General features: G+C 59.5%; 18 protein-coding genes and 1 tRNA gene. 10 read left to right on the top strand and 9 right to left on the bottom strand.

Annotation, left to right across the window (positions count from 1 at the left end; genetic code table 11):
- The first annotated feature begins 180 nt into the window (after nucleotides 1-180).
- The gene (locus tag BUQ90_RS01190; protein WP_074203338.1) at nucleotides 181-861 is read left to right on the top strand and encodes a DUF4136 domain-containing protein; all 681 of its coding nucleotides are present in this window, start codon (nucleotides 181-183) and stop codon (nucleotides 859-861) included.
- A gap of 46 nt (nucleotides 862-907) precedes the next feature.
- Here BUQ90_RS01190 and dnaA read toward each other — a convergent pair whose 3' ends face one another.
- On the bottom strand, nucleotides 908-2,296 hold the full coding sequence (gene dnaA, locus BUQ90_RS01185) for a chromosomal replication initiator protein DnaA (protein WP_204244766.1): 1,389 nt from the start codon (nucleotides 2,294-2,296) through the stop codon (nucleotides 908-910).
- A 591-nt stretch (nucleotides 2,297-2,887) separates the two neighbouring features.
- Here dnaA and BUQ90_RS01180 point away from each other — a divergent pair.
- Together BUQ90_RS01180 and BUQ90_RS01175 are read left to right on the top strand one after the other, a co-directional pair.
- A tRNA-Val gene (locus BUQ90_RS01180) sits at nucleotides 2,888-2,963 on the top strand.
- Between the two features lie 147 nt (nucleotides 2,964-3,110).
- Nucleotides 3,111-3,830 carry a TylF/MycF/NovP-related O-methyltransferase gene (locus tag BUQ90_RS01175; protein ID WP_159437003.1) on the top strand — a complete coding sequence of 240 codons (720 nt, stop codon included), beginning with the start codon at nucleotides 3,111-3,113 and terminating at the stop codon, nucleotides 3,828-3,830.
- Nucleotides 3,831-3,898: 68 nt separating this feature from the next.
- Here BUQ90_RS01175 and BUQ90_RS01170 read toward each other — a convergent pair whose 3' ends face one another.
- Nucleotides 3,899-4,396: a TlpA family protein disulfide reductase gene (locus BUQ90_RS01170; protein WP_159437002.1), complete on the bottom strand. Its 498-nt coding sequence runs from the start codon at nucleotides 4,394-4,396 to the stop codon at nucleotides 3,899-3,901.
- A gap of 121 nt (nucleotides 4,397-4,517) precedes the next feature.
- On the opposite strand from BUQ90_RS01170, the gene argH reads away from it, so the two are divergent.
- From argH to BUQ90_RS01145, 5 genes are all read left to right on the top strand, one after another.
- Nucleotides 4,518-5,894, top strand: a complete 1,377-nt coding sequence (gene argH, locus BUQ90_RS01165; protein ID WP_074203337.1) for an argininosuccinate lyase — start codon at nucleotides 4,518-4,520, stop codon at nucleotides 5,892-5,894.
- A 1-nt stretch (nucleotide 5,895) separates the two neighbouring features.
- Nucleotides 5,896-6,147, top strand: coding sequence for an LPS translocon maturation chaperone LptM (gene lptM, locus BUQ90_RS01160; RefSeq protein WP_074203336.1), 252 nt, complete (start codon nucleotides 5,896-5,898; stop codon nucleotides 6,145-6,147).
- An 84-nt stretch (nucleotides 6,148-6,231) separates the two neighbouring features.
- Nucleotides 6,232-7,500 carry a diaminopimelate decarboxylase gene (gene lysA / locus BUQ90_RS01155; protein ID WP_074203335.1) on the top strand — a complete coding sequence of 423 codons (1,269 nt, stop codon included), beginning with the start codon at nucleotides 6,232-6,234 and terminating at the stop codon, nucleotides 7,498-7,500.
- Nucleotide 7,501: 1 nt separating this feature from the next.
- Nucleotides 7,502-8,278 carry a precorrin-2 dehydrogenase/sirohydrochlorin ferrochelatase family protein gene (locus BUQ90_RS01150; protein WP_074203334.1) on the top strand — a complete coding sequence of 259 codons (777 nt, stop codon included), beginning with the start codon at nucleotides 7,502-7,504 and terminating at the stop codon, nucleotides 8,276-8,278.
- The gene (locus BUQ90_RS01145; RefSeq protein WP_074203333.1) at nucleotides 8,275-8,748 is read left to right on the top strand and encodes a DUF2721 domain-containing protein; all 474 of its coding nucleotides are present in this window, start codon (nucleotides 8,275-8,277) and stop codon (nucleotides 8,746-8,748) included. Before BUQ90_RS01150 ends, BUQ90_RS01145 begins: the two co-directional genes overlap by 4 nt.
- Nucleotides 8,749-8,846: 98 nt before the next feature.
- On the opposite strand, the gene BUQ90_RS01140 is transcribed toward BUQ90_RS01145, so the two are convergent.
- On the bottom strand, nucleotides 8,847-9,449 hold the full coding sequence (locus tag BUQ90_RS01140; protein WP_084192415.1) for a PEPxxWA-CTERM sorting domain-containing protein: 603 nt from the start codon (nucleotides 9,447-9,449) through the stop codon (nucleotides 8,847-8,849).
- Between the two features lie 275 nt (nucleotides 9,450-9,724).
- Nucleotides 9,725-11,095: a DcaP family trimeric outer membrane transporter gene (locus tag BUQ90_RS01135; RefSeq protein WP_074203331.1), complete on the bottom strand. Its 1,371-nt coding sequence runs from the start codon at nucleotides 11,093-11,095 to the stop codon at nucleotides 9,725-9,727.
- 177 nt (nucleotides 11,096-11,272) lie between these two features.
- On the opposite strand from BUQ90_RS01135, the gene acs reads away from it, so the two are divergent.
- Complete coding sequence (acs, locus tag BUQ90_RS01130) at nucleotides 11,273-13,228, top strand: acetate--CoA ligase (protein ID WP_074203330.1); 1,956 nt, start codon at nucleotides 11,273-11,275, stop codon at nucleotides 13,226-13,228.
- 1 nt (nucleotide 13,229) lies between these two features.
- Nucleotides 13,230-13,871: a response regulator transcription factor gene (locus BUQ90_RS01125; protein ID WP_074203329.1), complete on the top strand. Its 642-nt coding sequence runs from the start codon at nucleotides 13,230-13,232 to the stop codon at nucleotides 13,869-13,871.
- Here BUQ90_RS01125 and BUQ90_RS01120 read toward each other — a convergent pair.
- The 5 genes from BUQ90_RS01120 to BUQ90_RS01100 form a co-directional block, all read right to left on the bottom strand.
- Nucleotides 13,868-17,260, bottom strand: coding sequence for a hybrid sensor histidine kinase/response regulator (locus tag BUQ90_RS01120; protein ID WP_074203328.1), 3,393 nt, complete (start codon nucleotides 17,258-17,260; stop codon nucleotides 13,868-13,870). The genes BUQ90_RS01125 and BUQ90_RS01120 overlap by 4 nt on opposite strands.
- Nucleotides 17,261-17,366: 106 nt before the next feature.
- Nucleotides 17,367-19,142 (bottom strand): sodium:solute symporter family protein, encoded by a 1,776-nt coding sequence (locus BUQ90_RS01115; protein WP_074203327.1) that lies wholly within the window; start codon nucleotides 19,140-19,142, stop codon nucleotides 17,367-17,369.
- An 11-nt stretch (nucleotides 19,143-19,153) separates the two neighbouring features.
- Entirely contained in the window at nucleotides 19,154-19,426 is a 273-nt protein-coding gene (locus BUQ90_RS01110) for a DUF4212 domain-containing protein (protein ID WP_074203326.1), read from the bottom strand.
- Nucleotides 19,427-19,564: 138 nt separating this feature from the next.
- The gene (locus BUQ90_RS01105) at nucleotides 19,565-20,260 is read right to left on the bottom strand and encodes an exonuclease domain-containing protein (RefSeq protein ID WP_159437001.1); all 696 of its coding nucleotides are present in this window, start codon (nucleotides 20,258-20,260) and stop codon (nucleotides 19,565-19,567) included.
- On the bottom strand, nucleotides 20,257-22,128 hold the full coding sequence (locus BUQ90_RS01100) for a DUF294 nucleotidyltransferase-like domain-containing protein (RefSeq protein ID WP_074203325.1): 1,872 nt from the start codon (nucleotides 22,126-22,128) through the stop codon (nucleotides 20,257-20,259). The genes BUQ90_RS01105 and BUQ90_RS01100 overlap by 4 nt, the downstream gene beginning before the upstream one ends.
- Between the last annotated feature and the right edge of the window lie 14 nt (nucleotides 22,129-22,142).

Here is a 22,142-nt window from a genome sequence, read left to right as displayed (position 1 = left end):
ATGAAAAGTGATTCGGCTGTGTCCGGCGGAGGTTGGGGATGGCAAATTCCGGAATCCCGCCAAAATTTTCCCGATTTTACTCGGATCGTCCGATAATCCGTGCTTTTTTGTCGTTCAAAACGGGTTCAGCATGCTATTGCTAAGCCCATCTCAGATGGTGGGCAACTTGAAGGAATGACTATGACAGGGTCTCAACCAGACAGGAAACGGACCGGACGACTGAAAGTCCTGGTCCCTCTCGCATTTCTCGCTCTCGGGGCATGCGCCACACCATTTCGTGCCGATGTTCAGCGCTTCGAGGCGCTGCCGGATACACAGGGACAGACATTTGCCGTTGTCGCCTCTGATCCCGATCTCGCCGGCGGACTGGAATTTTCACAATATGCCAGCCTCGTCGAGGAGCGGATGACCCAGCTGGGGTACCGGCGAAGTGCCGATCCGGCCAGTGCCGAGCTGCTCGTGCAGATGGATTATGATGTCGACAAGGGGCGCGAGCGTGTTGTGGGCACCTATGATCCCTTCTATTCCCGTGTCGGGTTCGGCGGTTTTTACGGGCGCGGATTCTATGGCCGGCATCGCTACCGTTATGGCTTTCATGACCCGTTCCTCTTTGGCGGGCACGGCTTTTCCGGTTTTGGCAGCGTGCGGAGTTTTACCGTCTACACGTCGGAACTGGACCTGAAGATCAATCGCCAGGCCGACGGCGAACGCCTGTTTGAAGGCACGGCCGAAGCCCAGTCGCGGTCAAAAAACCTGACCTATCTGGTGCCCAATCTCGTTGAAGCCATGTTCACCGGTTTCCCCGGGAATAGCGGCGAGCGGGTCCGGATTTCGGTGGCTCCGGAAAAAGACAGGAAATAACCGGGCGTTTCGCAAGGGACGCACGCACACCCGATCCTGTGCAGCGTCAGCTTTCGAGCTGACGCAACAGCATCCGCACATCATTGTCCATTTCGGTATCTTCTCCCCGGAGCTGTTCGACCAGCTTGACCGCGTGGATCACCGTGCTGTGGTCCCGGCCCCCGAACTTGCGGCCGATTTCGGGATAGCTGCGCGGGGTCATCACCTTGGCCAGATACATCGCGACCTGGCGCGGACGGGCGACGGCGCGGGCGCGGCGCTTTGATGACATCTCGTTCCGGTCCAGCCGGTAATATTCGCAAACCGTGCGCTGAATTTCATCAATCGTGATCCGCCGGCGGCAGGCGCTCAAAATGTCGGACAGCTGCTCTTCCGCCAGCTCGCGCGTGATCGGCCGGCCGGTCAGCTGGGCATAGGCGAGCAGCTTGTTGAGCCCGCCTTCCAGTTCACGGAGATTGCGGCTGATCGTCCGGGCGAGAAATTCGACAACGTCGGCCGGCACATCCTGGTGCGGCATTTGCGCAAGGCGATGTTCCAGAATATCGCGCCGCAGTTCCAGTCCGGCGGACTGGATATCGGCGACCAGACCCATGGACAGACGCGACAGCAACCGCTGGTCCACACCATCCAGCGCCTGGGGCGGCCGGTCGGCGGCGACAACGATCCGCTTGCCCTGGCTGATCAGCGAATCCACCGTGTGCAAAAATTCTTCCTGGGTGCTGTTCTTGCCGACGATGAACTGGATATCATCGATCATCAGCAAGTCCGCCTGGCGCAGAGCACCCTTGAATTCCATCGCCTCGTTGCGGCGCATGGCGGAGACAAATTCGATCATGAACCGCTCTGCCGACATGTAGATGATCCGCGATTCGGGGAAGGCGTCGCGATAAGCGTGGCCGATCGCATGCATCAGATGGGTTTTGCCCTGGCCCGTCGAGGACTGCAGATAGAGCGGGCTGAAAAGCGGTTTCTCGGTATCCGCCATCCGCTGCGCGGCATTAAGGGCGAGGACGTTGGAATGGCCTGCAATAAATTCGTCAAAGGTCATCCGCGGATCAAGTTCGAGGCGGAACTGGCCTTTCTCGGCAGCGGCAAATGCCGGGGCGGGATCAACCGGTTTTTGCCGTTTGACCTGCGCGATGCGCGCCGCGCCGGCTCGTGCGGAAAAGGAAATGGTCCGGACGTCGGGCAGTTCGTTTTTCCAGGCCAGTGTCAGGCGGTCGGCATAGCGATCGCGGACCCAGCTGGCGGCAAATTCGGAGGGCAGGGTCAGGGTCAGCGATCCGTCGGCTGCGTCAAATGCGGTCATGCGGACCGGCTTGATCCACTGGCCATAGATCTGGGCACCGAGGTCACGGCGCAGTCCGGAACAGATATTTTCCCAGGCGGTCTGGAGGCGGTCTTCCATTTCCGGGCTGTTTTCGCTGCCCACCATCGCTCCTTCAGCAGACCTGCCGCCATTCTGTTCCAGATTTTGAACCACCAACATCCCCCGATATTTTGTACCGGCTCCCTCTGCGTGAAGCCGTTTTCCGTTTCCCGGAGAGCCCGTCTCCCTTCCCCCAACATCCCAGCCAAAGCATATTGAGGAGACAGCTCTCTTGTTGCTGAAAACGCGTTTCAGCCCGAAAATTTTCCTGTATTGAGATCAGGATTGTTCGAATCCATGACCACCAACCGAGAGACCATTACTAGGCGCCGGGGAACGAGTCGATCAAGGCCGCGATCGTAAAAAAATTGAAATATTTCTGTTGACAGCAGCAAGCCTTGGATTTTGCTTAAAATCTTTTTAACCAACTGTAATTATTGCATTAAATGCTGTGGATAAGCTGGTAGGGAACGCGAATCGCGGTTTGACCTAGCCTTTGCATTTTTTCAGGCCTGACAAGCCTGTGTCCGATGCCTCCACAAGTTTGCTTTTTCGCAATTTTCGAACAAAGCAACCGAAAGACGCTTGCCAAAGCCCTCATGTTTTGGCAATGGCCGCGGACCAGTTGGCGGGCGAGCCCGTCCAACCCCGATATGGGGGCGATTAGCTCAGTTGGTAGAGCGCTTCGTTTACACCGAAGATGTCGGCAGTTCGAGCCTGTCATCGCCCACCATTTTTCCATCTTCAATATTTGTCGCCGTTTGCCGAATGCCGATCTGGCGCCTGTGCCTGTCGCGGTCCGGGTGCACGGCTTTTGCGCGCGATGATCAAAACCACCGGCTTTACGGTTTGTTAACCATGATTGATGCAGGGTCAGCCCATGATGATCATCGATACCGTCCGCCCTCTGGCCCGCCGCGTTCGCAACCGGCTCTCAAGCCACAAACTGTCTCCTGTTGCCCGTCAGGTCATGGATGAGGGGCTGACTTACCTGTCTCCTGCCAAGCTGCAGCGAATGGAGCAGGCGCTCGATTCCGTTGCCGGTGTTGCGGGTGACTTTGCCGAATTCGGAGTCGCCCTTGGCGGATCGGCCATATTGATTGCCGGCCGGGCATCGGGCCGCCAGTTTCACGGCCTCGACGTGTTCGGAATGATCCCGGAGCCCACGTCTGACAAGGATGACCAGAAATCCCGCTCCCGTTATCAGGACATCAAATCCGGATCTTCCCGCGGGATCGATGGACAGCAATATTACGGCTATCGGGACAAGCTTTATGAGGAAGTCCGCAGCAGCTTTGCACGATATTCCGTTCCCGTCGGGCAAAATGGCGTGCATTTGCACAAGGGGCTTTTTGAAGAAACCTGGCCGGATGTCCCTTGTGAGGCCCTGGCATTCGTGCATCTCGATTGCGACTGGTATGACCCGGTCGCCTACTGTCTGAAAGAGGTGTCAGCCAAGCTCAGTCCCGGCGGCGTGATCATGATTGACGATTATCATGACTATGGCGGATGCCGGACTGCGGTCGAGGAGTTTCTGGCCGCGCATCCGGATTTTGATTTCGAAGACGGCCCCAACCCGGTCCTGCGCCGGCAGCTGTAGAAAACAGGCACCGAAGGTCCGGAAGCAGTTCCGGAAAAATTTCCCGCCTACATTGAGCCGACCAGATTCTATTGCCCGGCCAGCGTGTCTGCCAGCAGCATCGCGGCGCGGGGGCCGTCCCATTCCATGGCGCCAACCACGCGCCAGACTTCCTTGCCCTCGGCATCATAAAGCACCGTTGTTGGCATCAGGCCGGATCCAAAGCCGAAGCTCAGGCCGTTTTCGGAATCGATATAGGGTTCGAGCATCCGGAAATTGGCGCGCTCGAAAAACGGATCCACTTTCTCCTTGCCCTGGATGTCCTGCGACACGACCAGCACCTGCAGCCGTCCCTTTTCGCGCATCGCCAGCTCATCCAGCATCGGCATTTCGACAATGCAGGGTGCGCACCAGGTCGCCCAGATATTGACGAGAAACGGCTGACCGGTGAAATCGGACAAGCGCACCGTGGATCCGTCAGGTGCCTGGAACGGCGTGTCGACGACCGGGCTGCCGCGCTTCGAAATGTCGAGCTTGCCGACCAGGCCGCTGTCGCTTTCTGTCGTCTCCCCGTCGGTCGTGACCATATCGGACGCAGCATTTTCTTGCTCCGTTTCGGATGAACCTCTATCGCATGCAGACAGCGCCATTGGCATCATTATCAGCAGGAATATTCGCATCACCAATCGCACATCAGATTCCAACAGTATGTGGGGCGGCAGGTTTGCCGATGGCCCTTCATCAATCATGCGCGAGATAAACGCCTCAATCCCGTTCGACAAGAAGTTATGGCAGCAGGACATTCGCGCGTCGCTGGCCCATGTCGCGATGCTGGCGGAATGCCAGATCATCGAAGCGGAAGACGCCACCCGGATCATTCGCGGCTTGAACCAGATCGCCGAGGAATTTGGCGCAGGTGAAATTGCCGAAGATCTCGATCTGGAAGACATTCACATGCATGTCGAGGCGCGGCTGACCGAAATTATCGGACCCGTGGCCGGGCGCCTCCATACCGCCCGCTCTCGCAATGACCAGGTGGCAACCGATTTCCGGCTCTGGGTCCGGGACGCCATGGACCAGGTCGATGCGGGATTGCTGGCCCTGCAAAATGCCTTGCTCGACCGGGCAGAAGAGCATGCCGAATCCATCCTCCCCGGCTTCACCCATTTGCAGTCAGCCCAGCCGGTGACGCTGGGTCATCATCTGATGGCCTATTTCGAAATGTTTGCCCGTGACCGGTCGCGCTTCGCTGATGCGCGGCAGCGGCTCAATGAAAGCCCACTGGGCGCAGCTGCGCTGGCCGGAACGGGGTTTCCGATCGATCGCGAGAAGACGGCTGCGATGCTCGATTTTGACCGGCCCACCGCCAATTCGCTGGACTCGGTGTCAGATCGCGATTTCGCGCTCGACTATCTGATGGCAGCCACGCAGTGCAGCCTGCATCTGTCCCGCCTTGCGGAGGAGCTGGTGATCTGGGCCAGTCAGCCATTTGGCTTTGTCGATCTCCCCGACAGCTATTCCACCGGTTCCTCGATCATGCCGCAGAAGCGCAATCCCGATGCCGCGGAACTGGTGCGCGGCCATAGCGGGCGGATCGCGGGCGCGATGCAGGCGCTGGTGATGACGATGAAGGGCCTGCCGCTCGCCTATTCCAAGGACATGCAGGATGACAAGCCGCCGGTGTTCGAGGCCCATGATCTGCTCGGACTGTCGATCGCCGCGATGACCGGCATGGTGCAGGAAGTCGCTTTCCGGACCGACCGCATGCGCGCGCTCGCCGAATCCGGATTCGCCACCGCAACCGACTTTGCCGACTGGCTGGTCCGGGAAGCCGGATTGCCATTCCGGGAAGCGCATCACGTCACTGGTGCGGTTGTCGCCATGGCCGAAGAGGCGGGCTGCGGCCTCGCTGATCTTGAGCTTTCGCGCTTCCAGTCGGTGGACGAACGGGTCACCGAAGCTGTCTATGATGTGCTCAGTGTAGACGCCTCGGTTGCGAGCCGGTCCAGCTATGGCGGGACAGCTCCGGTTCAGGTGCGGGCGCAGATTGTTGCCGCGAGACAAAAGCTGGCCGGGGAGAATTGACATGACACCAATCTTGATACGCATGGGGTGTGTGGCTGGCCTGGCTCTGTTGTCCGCCTGTGGCAATCGCGGTCCGCTCGAACCGCCCCAGGGCCAGTCTTTGCCACCGGCGACATATGGCGAAGCGCAACCGGACACGGCAGAGCAGCTTCTCGAACCGGCAACCCAGGCGCGGCCGGAGCGCAGCGATGAACTGTTGCGCCGCTCCGAAAAGCGTCAGGATGACAAATTTGACCTTCCGCCTCCGGGCTGAACACCTATATTCCGAATCGTAATACTCACATTGCCAACCGGCATGTGCCAACACTGAACGCGCCGACACCGGGGGCCTGACACCATGGATCATTTTCAATATCGCGATGGCGTGATGCATGCAGAAGACTTGCCCCTGCCGGTCATTGCCGAGCAGGTGGGCACGCCCTGCTATGTCTATTCGCGGGCGACACTGGAGCGCCATGCCCGGGTGTTTCGGGAAGGGCTGGAAAAGGCGGGCGATATCCATCTCGCCTTTGCGGTCAAGGCCAATCCCAATCTGGCGGTGCTGCGCATTCTTGCCAATCAGGGATATGGCGCGGATGTTGTCTCGGGGGGAGAACTGGAGCGTGCCCTTGCTGCCGGCATGAAAGCCGAAGACATTGTCTTCTCCGGCGTCGGCAAGAGCCGGTCGGAACTGCTGCTCGGTCTCGACCGGGGGATCGGGCAGTTCAATCTGGAATCCGAAGAAGAAGGCATCATGCTCGCCGAAATAGCGGCGGCGCGAGGGCAGAAGGCGCCCGCCACCTTGCGGGTGAATCCGGATGTCGACGCCGGTACCCACGCCAAGATTTCGACCGGCAAGAAGGAAAACAAGTTCGGGGTGGCGATCGATATTGCTCCCGATATCTATCAGCGTCTGTCGGAGCTCGACGGGCTCGATCTGCGCGGGGTGGCTGTCCATATCGGCAGTCAGCTGCAACAGCTCGAACCGCTCGAGAAATGCTATGAACGGATGGGACAGCTGGTCGAGCAGCTGCGCGGTGCCGGTCACGAGATCACCCATGTCGATCTCGGCGGCGGGCTCGGTGTGCCCTATACGCCGGACGAGAACCCGCCCAGCCCGGCGGATTATGGCGACATGGTCGCACGGGTCACGAAAGGCTGGAACGTGACCCTGATGTTCGAGCCCGGCCGGGTCATTGCCGGGAATAGCGGCGTGATGATGACGCAGGTTATCCGTATCAAGCCGGGGGTGAACAGCGATTTTGTGATCGTGGATGCAGCGATGAATGACCTGATGCGCCCGGCCATTTACGATGCATGGCACCATTTCGAAGCCGTCCGACCGACGGGTGAAACCATGACCGCTTCCATCGTCGGGCCGATTTGCGAGAGCAGCGATATTTTCGCGAAAGAGCGCGAAGTGGACCGGGTGGTGACCGACGATCTCGGCATTTTCCGTACCGCTGGCGCCTATGGAGCGACCATGGCCAACACCTATAACAGCCGCCCGCTGGTGCCCGAAGTGCTGGTTGATGGTGATCGCTATGCGGTGGTTGCGGAACGCATAGAACCGGCGACGATCATGGCGGCTGAGCATGTTCCGGACTGGCTGAAACAGGGCGGATGACGTGAAACAGCTGCCCATCTTTGTTACGCTCGAAGGGCGCAAGGTGATCCTGCTGGGCACAGGCGAAATGGCAGATGCCAAGCGGCGGCTTTATGAGCGGGCAGGGGCCGAGCTGACCGATGACGAGGCGGCCGAGGATGCCATGCTGGCCGTGGTGGCGATTGAGGACGAAGAAGAGGCGCTGGCCGCTGTCCACCGGCTGAAAGCCCGGGGATTGCTGGTCAATGCCGTCGATCGTTCGGCCCTGTGTGACTATACGACGCCCGCCATCATTGATCGCGACCCGGTTCTGATCGCAGTTGGAACGGGCGGCAAATCTGCCGGTCTGGCAAAGGCCGTGCGTCAGCGTCTTGAACAGCTGTTTCCTGCAAATCTCGGGAGCCTTGCGCAGGCGCTGCATGCCGCGCGGGACAGGATCCGGGAGATCTGGCCGGCGGGGGGCGACCGTCGCCGGGCGATTGATGCGGCACTCGATCCCGGCGGTCCGCTGGACGTGTTCACCGGCAAGGATGAGACGGATGTCGACCAGTGGCTTGCCATGCCGAGTGCCGCCTCCCTGTCACAGGTGATCGATATTGAACTGACGAGCGCGGATCCCGATGATCTGACCATCCGGCAGGCCCGGTTGCTGGGTCAGGCGGACCAGATTTTTGCCGATGCAGCAGTTCCCGAATCCCTATTGGTCCGCGCGCGGGCCGATGCCGAGAGATTTGCGCTTTCGCTTTGGGATGAGCAGCCAAGCGAAGGGCTGGCTCTCAGAATCAGGATGAAGGCATGACACCAGCTCTGCCCGCCATCGCCAGTTCCGAAATCGTGACGGTATTGCAAACCGCGATGGCTCCGGCTTTTCTTCTCGTTGGCCTGGGTGCCATGCTCGCCCTGTTCGCGGGACGTCTGGCGCGGATCATCGACCGCTCGCGGGTGCTGCAAGACCTGTTTGGCCAGACCGAAGGCAAGGAGCATGACCTGATCGTCAATGAGTTGCATGACCTCCAGAAACGCATCAAACTGGTCAACAGCGCAATCTATCTCAGTGTGATCAGCGCGATTGTTGTCTGTGTCCTGATCGGCCTGCTGTTCACCATGGGCCTGGTTGGCAACCTGCCGCTCGATCAGGTTGTTGCCGGCGCGTTTCTGGTCGCGGTGATCCTGCTGTCCATGGCACTGGTGCAGTTCCTGCGCGAAGTGCGCATCGGCATCCGCGATTTCATGATCCGCGAGGAATTTCTGGAGCGGGACGAGAAATAGCTACGGCCTGCATCCAACAAAAAACCCCGCCGGTTTTCACCAGCGGGGTTTTTAAATTGACTGCATCCGGATGGGGTCATCCGGCATGCGCTTGCGGATCAGGCGTAGCTGACCTTTACATTGACCTTGCGACGACGGCGCATGGCTCCGCCGACCAGCCCGAAGCCTGCAATCATCATCGCCCAGGTTCCGGGTTCCGGGACCGCGTTGCGGACGGACGCCAATACCACACTGCCGCGAATGGCCATGCGTTCCTGATCACCTGCGTCACAGCAGGCAATGGAAGAAAGCGCCTCGGCAGGTCCCAAAAATCCGCCACTGTCAAAGCAATTTGAGGAAGACTGCACACAGTAGAACGGACCGCCGGAACCTGTGCCGGGGCTCTGGAACAGGGCGAGGCCGTTGCTACCGAAGTCGTAAAGCAGGTCCGTGGCTGTCGCCGAGAGGCCGGATCCGGTCAAAAGCAGGCCAGAATTGCCGCCGCTCAGTGGTCCGAACAATGTGAAAGACCCGAAAGAATCGGTGACGGTAATCGTCCAGTCGAGAATATTGGCGGAACCAAGCGTGCCAACGGTTCCATCGGTCGTAATGGACAGGTCAGCAGTTCCGCCCGCAACGGTTCGCGAACCGACAAAGGTGGCTGCATTGGCTGAAGTCGCCATTACAAAAGCTGCCGTGCTGGCCAAAAGTAACTTCTTCATAGATATACCCCTCAATCTTGTCTGAAATGCCACGCAACAGGTACCTGGCCGGAATGCCTCATGCCTCTGTGATTCCTGAAAGAATGGCTAACAGATTCGCTCCCGATTGACAAACCCGGCCATCGGCAACTGTCTCGATATGGGACAGTCAGCGCATGCAATTGGCCGGGCCGCGGTCCGTGTTCGAACGAAGTCCGTGAGAAGTGGATCCTCAAGCGCTTCCAAAGGACAAGGATGCTACCCTGTCTGTCTGCTCGGGGGTTCCCGCTGGCAGCCTAAAACTTATACTTGGCCGAGACCTGGACTTTTTGCAGATTCCCGGATGCGCCATTTTCCAGTTGCCGTTTCGCAAACATGTACTCGATGCCGAGATCCAGCGGAGCGACGGGGGAATAGACGATATTGCCGAATACATTCCAGCTTTCATCGGTCACACTGCCGGTCGTCAGGACAACCGGATTATCCGCTTTGAAATAGCTTCCCGACAGCGTGGATCGGACATTGTCGGCCCAGAAATGCCGGTAGGCGACAAAGCCGGAATAGGTGGCAATGGGATCAAGGCTGCCGTCGGCGCGAACCGCAGCATCGTTAACGATGTTCAGTCCGATATAGCGACCCAGGCCCTGTCCCGCTGTCGCCATGAACTTGAAATCGTCTTTTGAGCCGACCTTCAGCTTGCCGGACAGGCTCAGGCCGAAGCCAATAGCGCTGTCGTTGATCAGGCCGAAATCATCCTGGTTGACGCGCAGGTTCCGGCCAATGGCCGCCGCGGTGAGATGCCCGAAATCGCCCTTGTGATTATAGCGCACCACGATGTCGGGAATATTGTCATCCCCGGCAATGACACGCCCGCCGGTCGCCGAAGTGATGGTTGTTTCCGGCTGTTCGAGCGCAATCTGCAAGCCACCATTTGTGTATCGTACCATCGGTTGCCGGTCGAACACCGTGCCCGGTGTCGGACCGATGAAATCAAGGGCTTCCGGGAGCGCACCGACATCCTGGAAAGTCGACCAGGTCTGGCCGAACAGCCAGTTGTCAAAGGTGATATAGGCCTGCCGGACACGCGGGGTGAAGCTGTTGGAAATACGTTCATTGCCACCGGCGGTCACCATAAAATCCAGCTCGATATGGGATCCGATCTTGTGACCATCTCCGACATCGGTTTCGGTTTTCAGGAAGAACCGGGTTTGCCGGGCGCTGAAATCGGTGTCGAAACCGGAAGCCGTGCCCCCGACAGGGATCAGGCCGGGAATCAGAAAATCGCGCGCAATGCTGTTGGAGGCCACCTGGCCGCCGCTGGTGCGTTCGCTGATCGCGTCGACCTTGACATATCCGCCATAGGTGACCCGGGTGTTGCCCACTTTAAAGCCGCGGTTATCGGGGCCTGCGGCTTTCTGTTCCGCGACCTGCTGCTCTACCGCTTCTGTCCGGGTTGCCAGCTGCCGGGTTTCCTGAAGCGCTTGCCGGGCCTGCCGCGCCAGCGCCGCGTCTTCCTGGCTGACAGCCTGTTCCTGGCGGTCGAGCCGTTCAACCAGCATGTTGACCAGCCCTTCCAGCCGGTCGAGCCGGGCATTGACGTCATCATTCTGTGCGAAGGCCGGAGCAGTTGTCATGATACTGCCGGCCAGCAGAAGCATTTTTGCCATGTGTATTTTGCGATGTGCCACAAGATCCTCCCCGGAATGTTGTTGCATTTGGGGTGGCACAGGCGCTGGCGGCGCGAAATTAGCCAATGGTCTATACGACCAATGTCTGAATGCCCGAACCGGCGCTTTGCTCTATCTTCAAGGCAAAGGACAGAGTCGCAAGCGGGAGATGGCGGGATGAACGACGTAGCGGAAAAGACTCGAGAGGCGGAGGTCATTTTGCCGCCGGCCTTGGGCCAGAACACCCATTGTGACGGACCGGAATATGACCGTCTCTATCAGGAAAGCCTTTCCGATCCGGACGGTTTCTGGGCGAAGCAGGCCGGGCGTCTGGACTGGATCACCGAGCCTGGCACCATATCCAGCTGGTCCTATGATCCGGTGGCGATCAAATGGTTTGAAGATGGTGTCCTGAACATCTGTCACAATGCCGTGGACCGGCATGTGGCAGCGGGCAAGGGCGATGTGACGGCGCTGATTTTCGAACCCGATGACCCGGAAGGGGAAGGCCGGGTCATCACCTATGCCGAGCTGCTTGCAGAAGTTGTCATGATGGCGAACAGCCTGAAAAAAATCGGTGTCCGGAAGGGCGACCGGGTCACCATCTATATGCCGATGATTCCGGAAGGCGCGATTGCCATGCTCGCCTGTGCCCGGATCGGGGCAATCCATTCGGTGGTATTTGGCGGTTTCTCACCGGATGCGCTGGCCGGGCGGATAGAGGATTGCGAGAGCAAATTCGTGATCTGTGCCGATGGCGGATTGCGCGGCGGCAAGCCGGTCCCGCTCAAGGCGAATGTCGACGCCGCCCTGGCTCAGGTGGACGTGGAGGCGGTGCTGGTGATCCATCACACTGACATCCCCATCGACATGCAGGAGGGGCGCGACCACTGGTATCACGATATCCGTGCGGACGTCTCCGAAGACTGCCCCTGCGAGCCGATGAATGCGGAGGATCCGCTGTTCATTCTCTATACTTCGGGCTCTACCGGCAAACCGAAAGGCGTGCTGCACACCACTGGCGGCTATGCCGTCTGGACCGCGACCACCTTTCAATATGTCTTTGATTATCAGCTCGGCGAGGTTTTCTGGTGTTCGGCGGACATCGGCTGGGTGACCGGCCACAGTTATATTGTCTATGGCCCGCTGATCAACGGCGCGACCGAAGTGATGTTCGAGGGTGTGCCAAACTATCCCGACCACAGCCGTTTCTGGGAAGTGGTGGAGAAATATCAGGTCAACATATTTTATACTGCGCCGACGGCCATCAGGGCGCTGATGCGCGAGGGCGATGCACCGGTGCAGAAGCACGACCGGTCCTCCATCCGTCTGCTCGGGACGGTGGGTGAGCCGATAAATCCCGAAGCGTGGCGCTGGTATTATAATGTTGTCGGCGAGGGCCAGTCCCCGATTGTCGACACCTGGTGGCAGACAGAGACCGGCGGCATCATGATTACAACGCTCCCCGGGGCGCATGGCATGAAACCGGGGAGTGCCGGCAAGCCCTTTTTCGGAATCCAGCCCCAGCTGGTGACCAATGAAGGCGACGTGCTGGACGGGGCGACCGACGGCAATCTCTGCATCACCGCCAGCTGGCCGGGACAGGCCCGCAGCGTATATGGCGATCATCAGCGCTTCATCGATACCTATTTCTCGACCTACAAAGGCAAATATTTCACCGGCGATGGCTGCCGCCGCGATGCGGATGGCTATTACTGGATCACCGGACGCGTCGATGACGTGATCAACGTGTCCGGGCACCGGATGGGCACAGCGGAAGTCGAATCGGCGCTGGTATCCCATGCGAGGGTCGCCGAAGCTGCGGTGGTCGGTTATCCGCACGATATCAAGGGACAGGGGATCTATTGCTATGTTACGCTGAACGCTGGCGAAGACCCTTCGGATGAACTGGCGGCAGAGCTTCGGGCACATGTCCGGACGGAAATCGGACCAATCGCCACGCCGGACCATCTCCACCTGACGCCGGCCCTGCCGAAGACCCGGTCGGGCAAGATCATGCGGCGCATATTGCGCAAGATTGCGGAGAATGACTTCGGATCTCTGGGTGACACCTCGACGCTGGCGGACCCGAATGTGGTTGATAGTCTGATTGAAGGGCGGTTAAACAGATAGCATGTCGCGCTTCATCATCACCGATGACCATCCGCTCTTTCGCAGCGCTCTGGCACAGGCTGTCGGCAAGATCTGGCCGGATGGAGAGGTGATTGAGGCAGAAACCATAGCTTCGGCGAGGCAGGCACTGGATGACGGTCCGTGCGACATGTTGCTGCTCGACCTGCACCTGCCCGACAGCGAGGGGCTGGCACCATTGCTGGACTTCCGTCAGGATTTTCCGGCGATGCCGGTGGCGGTGGTTTCCGCCAGCGAAGAAGATCGTGTCATCCGCGCCGCACAAAGCCTCGGCGCGTCGGCCTTCATCCCGAAATCTGCGTCACTGGATGACATGTGCCGTGCGCTTTCCGCCGTTCGCGACGGAGACATCTGGTTCCATCCGTCATGTGCGGCAGAAGGGGAGGACGAGTCCGATGATTTCTCGCGCCTGGCAAGCCTGACACCGGCGCAGCGCAAAATCCTGCTGCTGATGAACGAAGGCCTGCTCAACAAGCAGATCGCCTTCCAGATGGAGATTACCGAAGCCACGGTCAAAGCGCATATTACCGCGATATTCCGCAAGCTGGGCGTGATCAACCGGACTCAGGCAGTGCTGATCGCCCAAAAGCTGGATGTCGCCGAACCGGCTACGCAATTGCCCTAGGACGCGGCGTCGGCCGTCTTTTCCTTCTTCGATGATGGTCTGACCAGACTCCCCATCAGTGCGCGGAGCGCCATCGGGGACGCCGGTTTGAGCAGCCGTTCAAATCCGAGATTGCGGCAAAGCGCCAGCGTGGCGTCGGTATCCTCGGCAGTCAGCAGAATTACTGGCGGCTTCTTTCCCCACCTTTCCGTCAACCCGGCATAAATTTCGTCCCCGGTCACGTCATTGTCGAGCTGATAGTCGAGAATGAGAAGATCCGGGCAGCCGGTCTCCACCTCATCCAGCCGCGTGGCCGTCGCGACCTCGCACCCCCAGCGGGTCAGGAGTCCGGACAGGGCCTCCAGCGCCTTTGGCTCATTGTCGATGCACAATATCTCCAGATCATCGAATGATCCTGATGGCGTTGCCGGAACCGCAACCGGTCGCGCTGGCTCCGTCTCCGGTGCGGTCTCGGGCAAAGTCAGCGAAAAACAGCTGCCCTTGTCCGGGGTGGAAACCAGCTGGATCTCGCTACCCAGCAACCGGGCCAGCCTCTGGGCCAGAGCCAGCCCGAGGCCGACTCCCTCGCTGTTGCTGTGAGATCTGAGTTGCCGGAATTCCTCGAAAACGCTTTCCAGATCGTCCTGGGAGATGCCCGGCCCGCTATCCCAGACCTGCAGTTCGATCTTCTGGCCGCGCCGCCGTGCGCCCAGCAATACCCGGCCCTGCTCGGTATAGCGCAGCGCATTGGATATCAGGTTCTGCATGATCGACGCCAGCATGCCCTTGTCCGCGCTGATCCAGGTGGAACTTCCTACCACCCGGAGATCCAGCCTCTCGTCTGCCGCGCGCCCTTCGAACTGGGTCCGCAGATCATCAAAAAGCTCTTGCACTGAAAAAGTTACGGGATTGGGCTTGAGTCCACCGCCATCCAGTTTGGAAATGTCGAGCAGGGTCCGGAGCAGCTTGTCCGCCATTTCAATACTGTGGTCGATCTGGCTGACCAGCTGGCGTGATGTTTCGTTTCCATCATCAATTTCTTCGGACAAGGCCGATGTAAATAGACGCGCGGCATTCATCGGCTGGACCAGATCATGGCTCGCCGCGGCCAGAAAGCGGGTCTTGGACCGGGTGGCCTTTTCCAGCGCGGCATTGGCTTCGGTGAGCTGCCGGGTCCGCTCCTCGACCATGGTTTCCAGCGCCTGTTCCTGCCGGCGATCCGCAGTGATATCGGTATAGCTGGTGACATAGCCCTGCTGCGGAGTCGGGTTGCCCATGATCCGCAGAACCCGGCCATCGGGCTGTTCGCGTTCCAGCGCATGGCGCCGCCCGGCGCGCATATGGCCCAGCCGTTTCTCTACCTCCTCTGCCACAAGATTCCCGTCGGGTTCGGTCCGACCAAGATTATGCGCGATCAGGTCGCCAATCGGCTGCCCGACGATGACCAGTTCTTCCGGCAGGCCGAACATTTCAACATAGCGGCTGTTCCAGGCCACCAGCCGCATATCCTGATCGACCACAGCAACACCCTGGTCGATATTCTCGATCGCGGTTTGCAGCAATTCGCCGCTGAACTGCAGGCGCTGCGACGTTTCGTCGAACATGGCGACCACTTCTTCCAGTGGCACGGCGTCGCCTTCGAGCGTGGATATGATCAGCGAACGCGCGGAGGAGGCGCCCAATATCCCCGACAGCTGCCGTTCCGACATTTCGACCAGCGCCGCATCTGCCCGATCGAGGTCATTATAGCCTTTGCCTGTGGTTTGCCGCAGAGCCGTCAGGGTGGCCCGGGCGTTGTCGCTCCCGACAAATTGTTCCAGCAGCAACCGGAAGTCGGCGACACGTTTGCCGCTGGTTCCGATCTTGTCCTGCGGGAGTTCGCGATCGAGGGCGACGAAACTGGCGGCCTGGGCCTGATCGACAAGATTCGGGCGGGTCGCGACGGACACCAGCGCAAACAGGGAGATATTGGCGACCAGGCTGATGATCACGCCGGATACAAGCGGGTCCCCGGAAATTGCGATCAGGGGATCGCCGCCCAGATAGGCCGGCACAATGAGCAGCAGGAACCAGCTGGCAAATCCGGCGCTGAGTCCGGCCATCATCCCGTTGCGATTGGCGGATTTCCAGTAGAGCCCGGCGATCAGTCCGGGGGCGAATTGTGCCACCGCGGCAAAGGAGATCGTGCCCAGTCCGGCCAGCGTCGCGCTGTTATCGATGGTGCGATAATAGAGATAGGCCAGCGCCAGAAAGCCGAGAACCACGCTGCGGCGCACCCACAGCAATTGTTGCCCCATGGTGAGAGTGCTGTCGCCTGTCCCCTGGCGCAACCGGTAGACAACGGGAACGACAAGATCATTGGTGATCATCGCTGACAGGGCGATGGTGGTGACAATGATCATCCCCGTTGCCGCCGAAAACCCGCCGATAAAGACTGCAATGGCGAGCCAGTCCAGGCCTTGTGCCAGTGGCAGGGCAAGCATGATCATGTCGGGCGCGCTCCGGGCGCCGTCGAGATAGGCGAGGCCGGCCATGGTGATCGGGAAGACGGCGAGCGTGGTGATCGCCAGATAGATCGGGAATGTCCATTGCATCAGGCGTCCCGGCTTGTCGACCGTGGCCTCGACAACGGTCATGTGAAATTGCCGGGGCAAACACAGGGCCGCACAAAAGGCGATCAGCGTCAGCACCCAGAATCGCGCATCCATCTGGTCCGCCGCAAAAATTTCTGCAGGGTTGACCGGCGCGGCGCTGCTGCCGGGTTCGATATTCCAGATCAGCCAGATGGCAAACCCGGCCATGATCATCAGCGCGAAGAGTTTCACGATCGCTTCCGCCGCGATGGTCAGGACCAGCCCGCGGTTATGCCGGGTCAGATCGACACTGCGCGTCCCGAACAATATCGCGAACAGGGCCATGATCCCGGCAACCGCGAGCACAACGTCACTGGTGCCGATATTCTGCCGGATATCGGGTGACAGTTCGGTCAGGGTCTGGGCGACGGATTTGAGTTGCAGGGCGACATAAGGCAGCAGGCCGATCGTTGCGATGACGGTCACCAGTGCGGCGACCGACCCGCTCTTGCCATAGCGTGTGGACAGGAAATCGGCGATTGACGTGCTGTGCATCGCCTTTCCGAGCCGCAATGTCTTGCGCACGATCGGATAACCCAGCGTGAACAGCAGGATCGGTCCGAGATAGATCGGCAGGAATTCGAGTCCTCCCGTGACCGCAGTTCCCACTGCACCATAGAAGGTCCAGCTGGTGGCATAGACGGCGAGCGACAGGCCGTAGACCAGCGCGCTCCGGGTTTCATTGAGCCGGATCCGGCCCCGGTCACCCGCAACGGCCAGCGCAAACAGGCCGGCCGAATAGATCAGGGCTATGGCAATGGCCAGCCAGAGCGTCATCCAGGTCCTCCGTGCCGCCCTGTTCCCTGACGGCTGCGACGGTCATGCCAAAAAAAGAGGGCGACGCCAAGCGCCGCCCTCCGGGCTTCCCGGGAGAAGAGAAAGCCTAATGTGCTGCGGCATCTCCTGCCCCGCGCGGAACGCGGATCGAATCAACCAGCTTGCGGACTTCGAGCGGTGGCGAAGCGGTCATCTTCGAAACCACGATGGCCACGGCAAAGTTGAGCAGCATGCCGATCACGCCGATACCTTCCGGCGAAACGCCGAACAGCCAGTTGGCCGCGACATTGGCCTCCGGATTCACCAGCTTGAAATACGCGATATAGCTGAAGGTGAACACCAGACCGGTGACCATTCCGGCAATCGCGCCTTCCTTGTTCATGGATTTCGAGAAGATCCCCATGAAGATGGCCGGGAACAGCGATGCTGCAGCCAGACCGAAGGCAAACGCCACGACCTGTGCCACCCATCCCGGAGGATAGATGCCAAGGTAACCGGCCACCACAATCGCGGCCGTTGCCGAGATCCGCGCCGCCATCAGTTCCCCTTTCTCGGTGATCTGCGGGCGGAAGGTGGACTTCAGCAGGTCGTGGCTGATGGATGACGAGATCACCAGCAGCAGGCCGGCCGCCGTCGAAAGGGCCGCTGCCAGGCCGCCAGCTGCAACCAGCGCGATCACCCAGCCCGGCAGGTTGGCAATCTCCGGATTGGCCAGCACCATGATATCGCGGTCAACATAGACCTCGTTGGCGCTCTCCTCATTGGGCGGATTGGTGACCATGCGCTGTCCGGCGGTGCCGGTGGTGTCCGCATAGCTCGGCTTGCCCATAAAGGCATCGCCCGCGGCAAGCTGCATCACGCCATCGTCATTCTTGTCATACCAGGCGATCAGGTCATTGGCTTCCCAGTTCTTGAACCAGGCTGGCGCTTCGGCATATTCGGTCTGGTCAACGGTCTCGATAAAGTTGATCCGCGCGAAGGCGCCGACAGCCGGTGCAGTGGTGTAGAGCAGGGCGATGAAAACCAGTGCCCAGCCCGCCGACTTGCGTGCATCAGATGCTTTCGGCACGGTGAAGAAGCGCACGATCACGTGCGGCAGACCGGCGGTACCGACCATCAGCGCCGCAGTGATACAGAACACGTCGATCATCGATTTCGACCCGTCAGTATAGGCCCCGAAACCCATGTCCTGCAGGACAAGATCGAGCTTTTGCAGGACATATAGCCCCGAGCCGTCATTGACTGTCGAGCCCAGACCCAGTTGCGGAATGGGATTGCCGGTGATCAGAAAACTGATGAAGAAGGCCGGCACCATATAGGCAAAGATCAGCACGCAATATTGAGCGACCTGCGTATAGGTGATGCCTTTCATCCCTCCGAGCACCGCGTAAAAGAACACGATCGCCATGCCGATGATCACGCCCATTGTGATCGGCACATCAAGGAAGCGCGAGAACACGATTCCGACGCCGCGCATCTGGCCAGCGATATAGGTGAAACTGATGAAGATCAGGCAGACCACCGCAACCACGCGCGCGGCTTTGGAATAATAGCGGGTGCCGATGAAATCCGGCACCGTAAACTGGCCGAACTTGCGCAAATAGGGCGCGAGCAACAGCGCCAGCATCACATATCCGCCGGTCCAGCCCATCAGGTAGACCGACGCGTCATAGCCGGCAAAGGCGATGATTCCAGCCATCGAAATGAAGCTGGCCGCGGACATCCAGTCCGCCGCCGTTGCCATGCCGTTGACGACGGGATTGACGCCGCCGCCGGCGACGTAAAATTCCTTGGTTGAACCCGCCCGGCTCCAGATCGCGATGCCGATATACATCGTGAAGGAGAGGCCGACAAAAAGATAGATAAGCGTTTGCGTGTCCATGTCAGCCTCCCTCAGTCATCCAGATCATATTTGCGTTCGATCCTTTTCATCTTCCACGTGTAGTAGAAGATCAGACCGATGAAGACGTAGATGGAGCCTTGCTGGGCGAACCAGAATCCCAGCGGATATCCGCCGAGCGAAAACTGGTCGAGAAAATCCCGGAACAATATGCCCGCGCCAAAGGACACGACGAACCAGATCGCCATTAGCGTGACCAGCAGCCGGATATTTTCAGACCAGTAGGCCTGTTCCGATTCCGTGGTTTCAACTTCATCTTCAGACATGAATTCCTCCCCATTTGCGTATGATGGAGATCAGGCTTTTCTCCATTCTGCCCGAGAGGCTAGACGAGGGTGGAAATTTTGAAAGAGCGACTTTGGTCTAATGGTGCCTTTCGACCTTGATTGCCGCGCTGGCGACGATCATGCGCCCATGACGACGTCCTGCAGTTTCAGGTTCGGAGAACCGCGCCTGGCGATTTGCGCGAGGAACAGTTCACCGCACGCGATCGCGTCGGTCAGGCCGTCATGGGCGCGATATTGTGGCAGGCCATATTGCGCCCGAAGCTTGCCCAGTCGCAGCCCGTCAGCTGTGCGCGGCGCCGGAAACCAGCGTTCTTCCAGCTCCATCGTGCAGATATACTGCCCGACAAAGGGCGTACCATATTGCCTGTAGCAGGCGGCGTTCAGAAATCCGGCCTCGATCCGCGCAAAATGTGCAAGCAGCACTTTTCCGGACAGAATGCCCGTCAGTTCGTCGAGCACTTCCCTTTCCGGACGGCCTTCGGCTGCTGCGCTGTCGGTAATGCGATGCACGGTAACCGCCACTTCCTGCAGGGGATCAAGCGCAGCTATGCGCTCGCGGTGCGCGGTTGAAAGATCGATCGCCCGGCTGTTCATCCCGGTCCATCCCGCCTCGAGCAGCGCGGCGTCGGTTCCCAGGCCATCGCTTTCAAAGTCGAGCGCGATGATTTCGATGTCGTCCACCAAATGGTCGGGATCTGGAAGCGTGTTGCTGTAATAGGCTTCCAGCGGCGTTCCTGCAGACTGCTCCCGTGCCTGGTTCCAGCGTCGCTGCCACAATCCCTGCGTTAGCCAGCGCGGAGCGGAGAGCTTCAACTGATCCCTCCGGCATGACTGCGACTGATGCTGTCGAGATGCGTCTTGATCACCTTGAATGCGTCTTTCAGATGCTCGCGCTCAAATCCCGAAAGCGTTTTCGGATCGAGATTGCTGGTCGGTTTCTGGCCGGCCCGGATCTGGCGTGCCTGGTGCCGAAATCTGGTGTCCCGCACAAACTCAAAACAGTCGAGCAAATCCGCTGCACCGCTTTCGCTGAGATGGGGTGTGTCCGCTGCCTTTTGCAGTCTTTCGACTGTCGAGACCTGTTCGAGATCCGCGGCAAGGGCATGGACGCGGCCGATATCGATAATCGGAGCGATCGCCTGGTGCTTCAGGTCGAGAACATCCCCCTCCTGTTCGTCATGCTCGAGCAGAAAATTTCGGAAAAAGCCCAGTGGTACCCGCGTTTTCGCCGCCGCCCGGCCGACGAAGGACAGAAAGATCCTGTTGGCGCTGCTCCACTGCAGCACTTCGCTGCGCAGGTCGGCGACCAGTTCGCTTGCCCCGGCAATGGCGCGCATGTCGAAAAATATGGTGGTGTTGAGGATATTGTCCGGGTCCGGATTGTCGATCCAGTCGCGGTAACATTTTTTCCAGACCGACAACGGCTGGCGCCACCTGTCATTGGTCGCCATGATGTCGCCCGGGCAATAGACATATCCGGCGCTGTTGAGGCCGTCGCAAAGCCGCTGCGCCAGTTGCGCGAAATAGGCGCCATGGGCGTCGGGATCATAGCTGTCATCGAGGACGAACCCATTGTCCTGATCCGATCCTCCGGCCTGCTCCTGACGGGCGAGCGATCCGAACACAACCAGGGCATAGGGCACCGGCGGCGGTCCCAGCTCTGCTTCGGCGAGTTGCAGCAGGCGCTTGTGGGCCGCTTCCCCGATCGCGGAAACAAAGCGGGCCAGATGGTCAGCATCGACTCCGCTGTCGACCAGATAGACAATGACCTGATCCAGCTTTTGCGCTGCCTGTGCGACCGCTTCCGGACTGACAGCTTCGGATATTTCCGCGACGACATGCAGGGCGTTCATCCCGAGCCGTGTGAGCAGATCATTGGCGCTCAGCACACCGATAATTGCATCCGTATCGCCAACCACCGGCAGGTGATGAATATTGTGCCGTGACATGATCAGTTTCGCGCTCAGTGCCTGCTCCCGTTCGGGCAGGGTGATCGGATCGGCGGTCATGATGTCGCTGATCGGGCGGTCATGGGGCATTTGCCGCGCGAGCGCCCGGCGGCGCAGGTCCTTGTCGGTTACGATCCCGACAAGGCGGGTGTTTTCGCAAATCGGAAGCGTCGAAACATCTGCCTCGGCCATCAGACCGGCGCATTCTCCAATCGTCATTTGCGGACTGCCGAAGGTGACCGACTTCCGCCGGAGCAGATCCCGGACCGGCACCGCAAGCATGGGATGCCCGCCATTGCCGTCGCGCGCATTTCGCAAGGATTCCACGGCCTTGCGCAGCCTCTGTGTTTCATCGGCCTGGAAGAAATCCCGGAAAACCGGATGTTTCTCATGAAGCGCCAGAAAATCCTGTTTCCCGAGGCGATAGATCAGACTGTCTTCCAGAGCGATCACCTGATTCCGCGTCCGCGATCCCCGCAGCAGGGAGGGATAGCCGAAGCACAAGCCTTCCCCCAGGCGGTGGCTCAGTTCCGTTCCGCCAATACGCAGCTCGACGGCGCCCGAGCGCACAATATTGAAATGCGCATTATCCTCGTCAGCTTCGATAATCGTGGTGCCGGTACGAAAATAGCGAATCTCGATTTGTCGGGAAATGCGGCCAAGAACCTCCGCCGGAAGATCCCGAAAGGGATTGAACCGCTGCAAAAAGGCAAGGATTTCTTCTATTTCCATGATCGACCGAAGCT

This window comes from Parasphingorhabdus marina DSM 22363 (assembly GCF_900128895.1).
GTDB classification, from domain to species: Bacteria; Pseudomonadota; Alphaproteobacteria; order Sphingomonadales; family Sphingomonadaceae; genus Parasphingorhabdus; species Parasphingorhabdus marina.
Note: the sequence above shows the minus strand (reverse complement) of the source record. Positions and strands in the feature narration are given on the sequence as shown.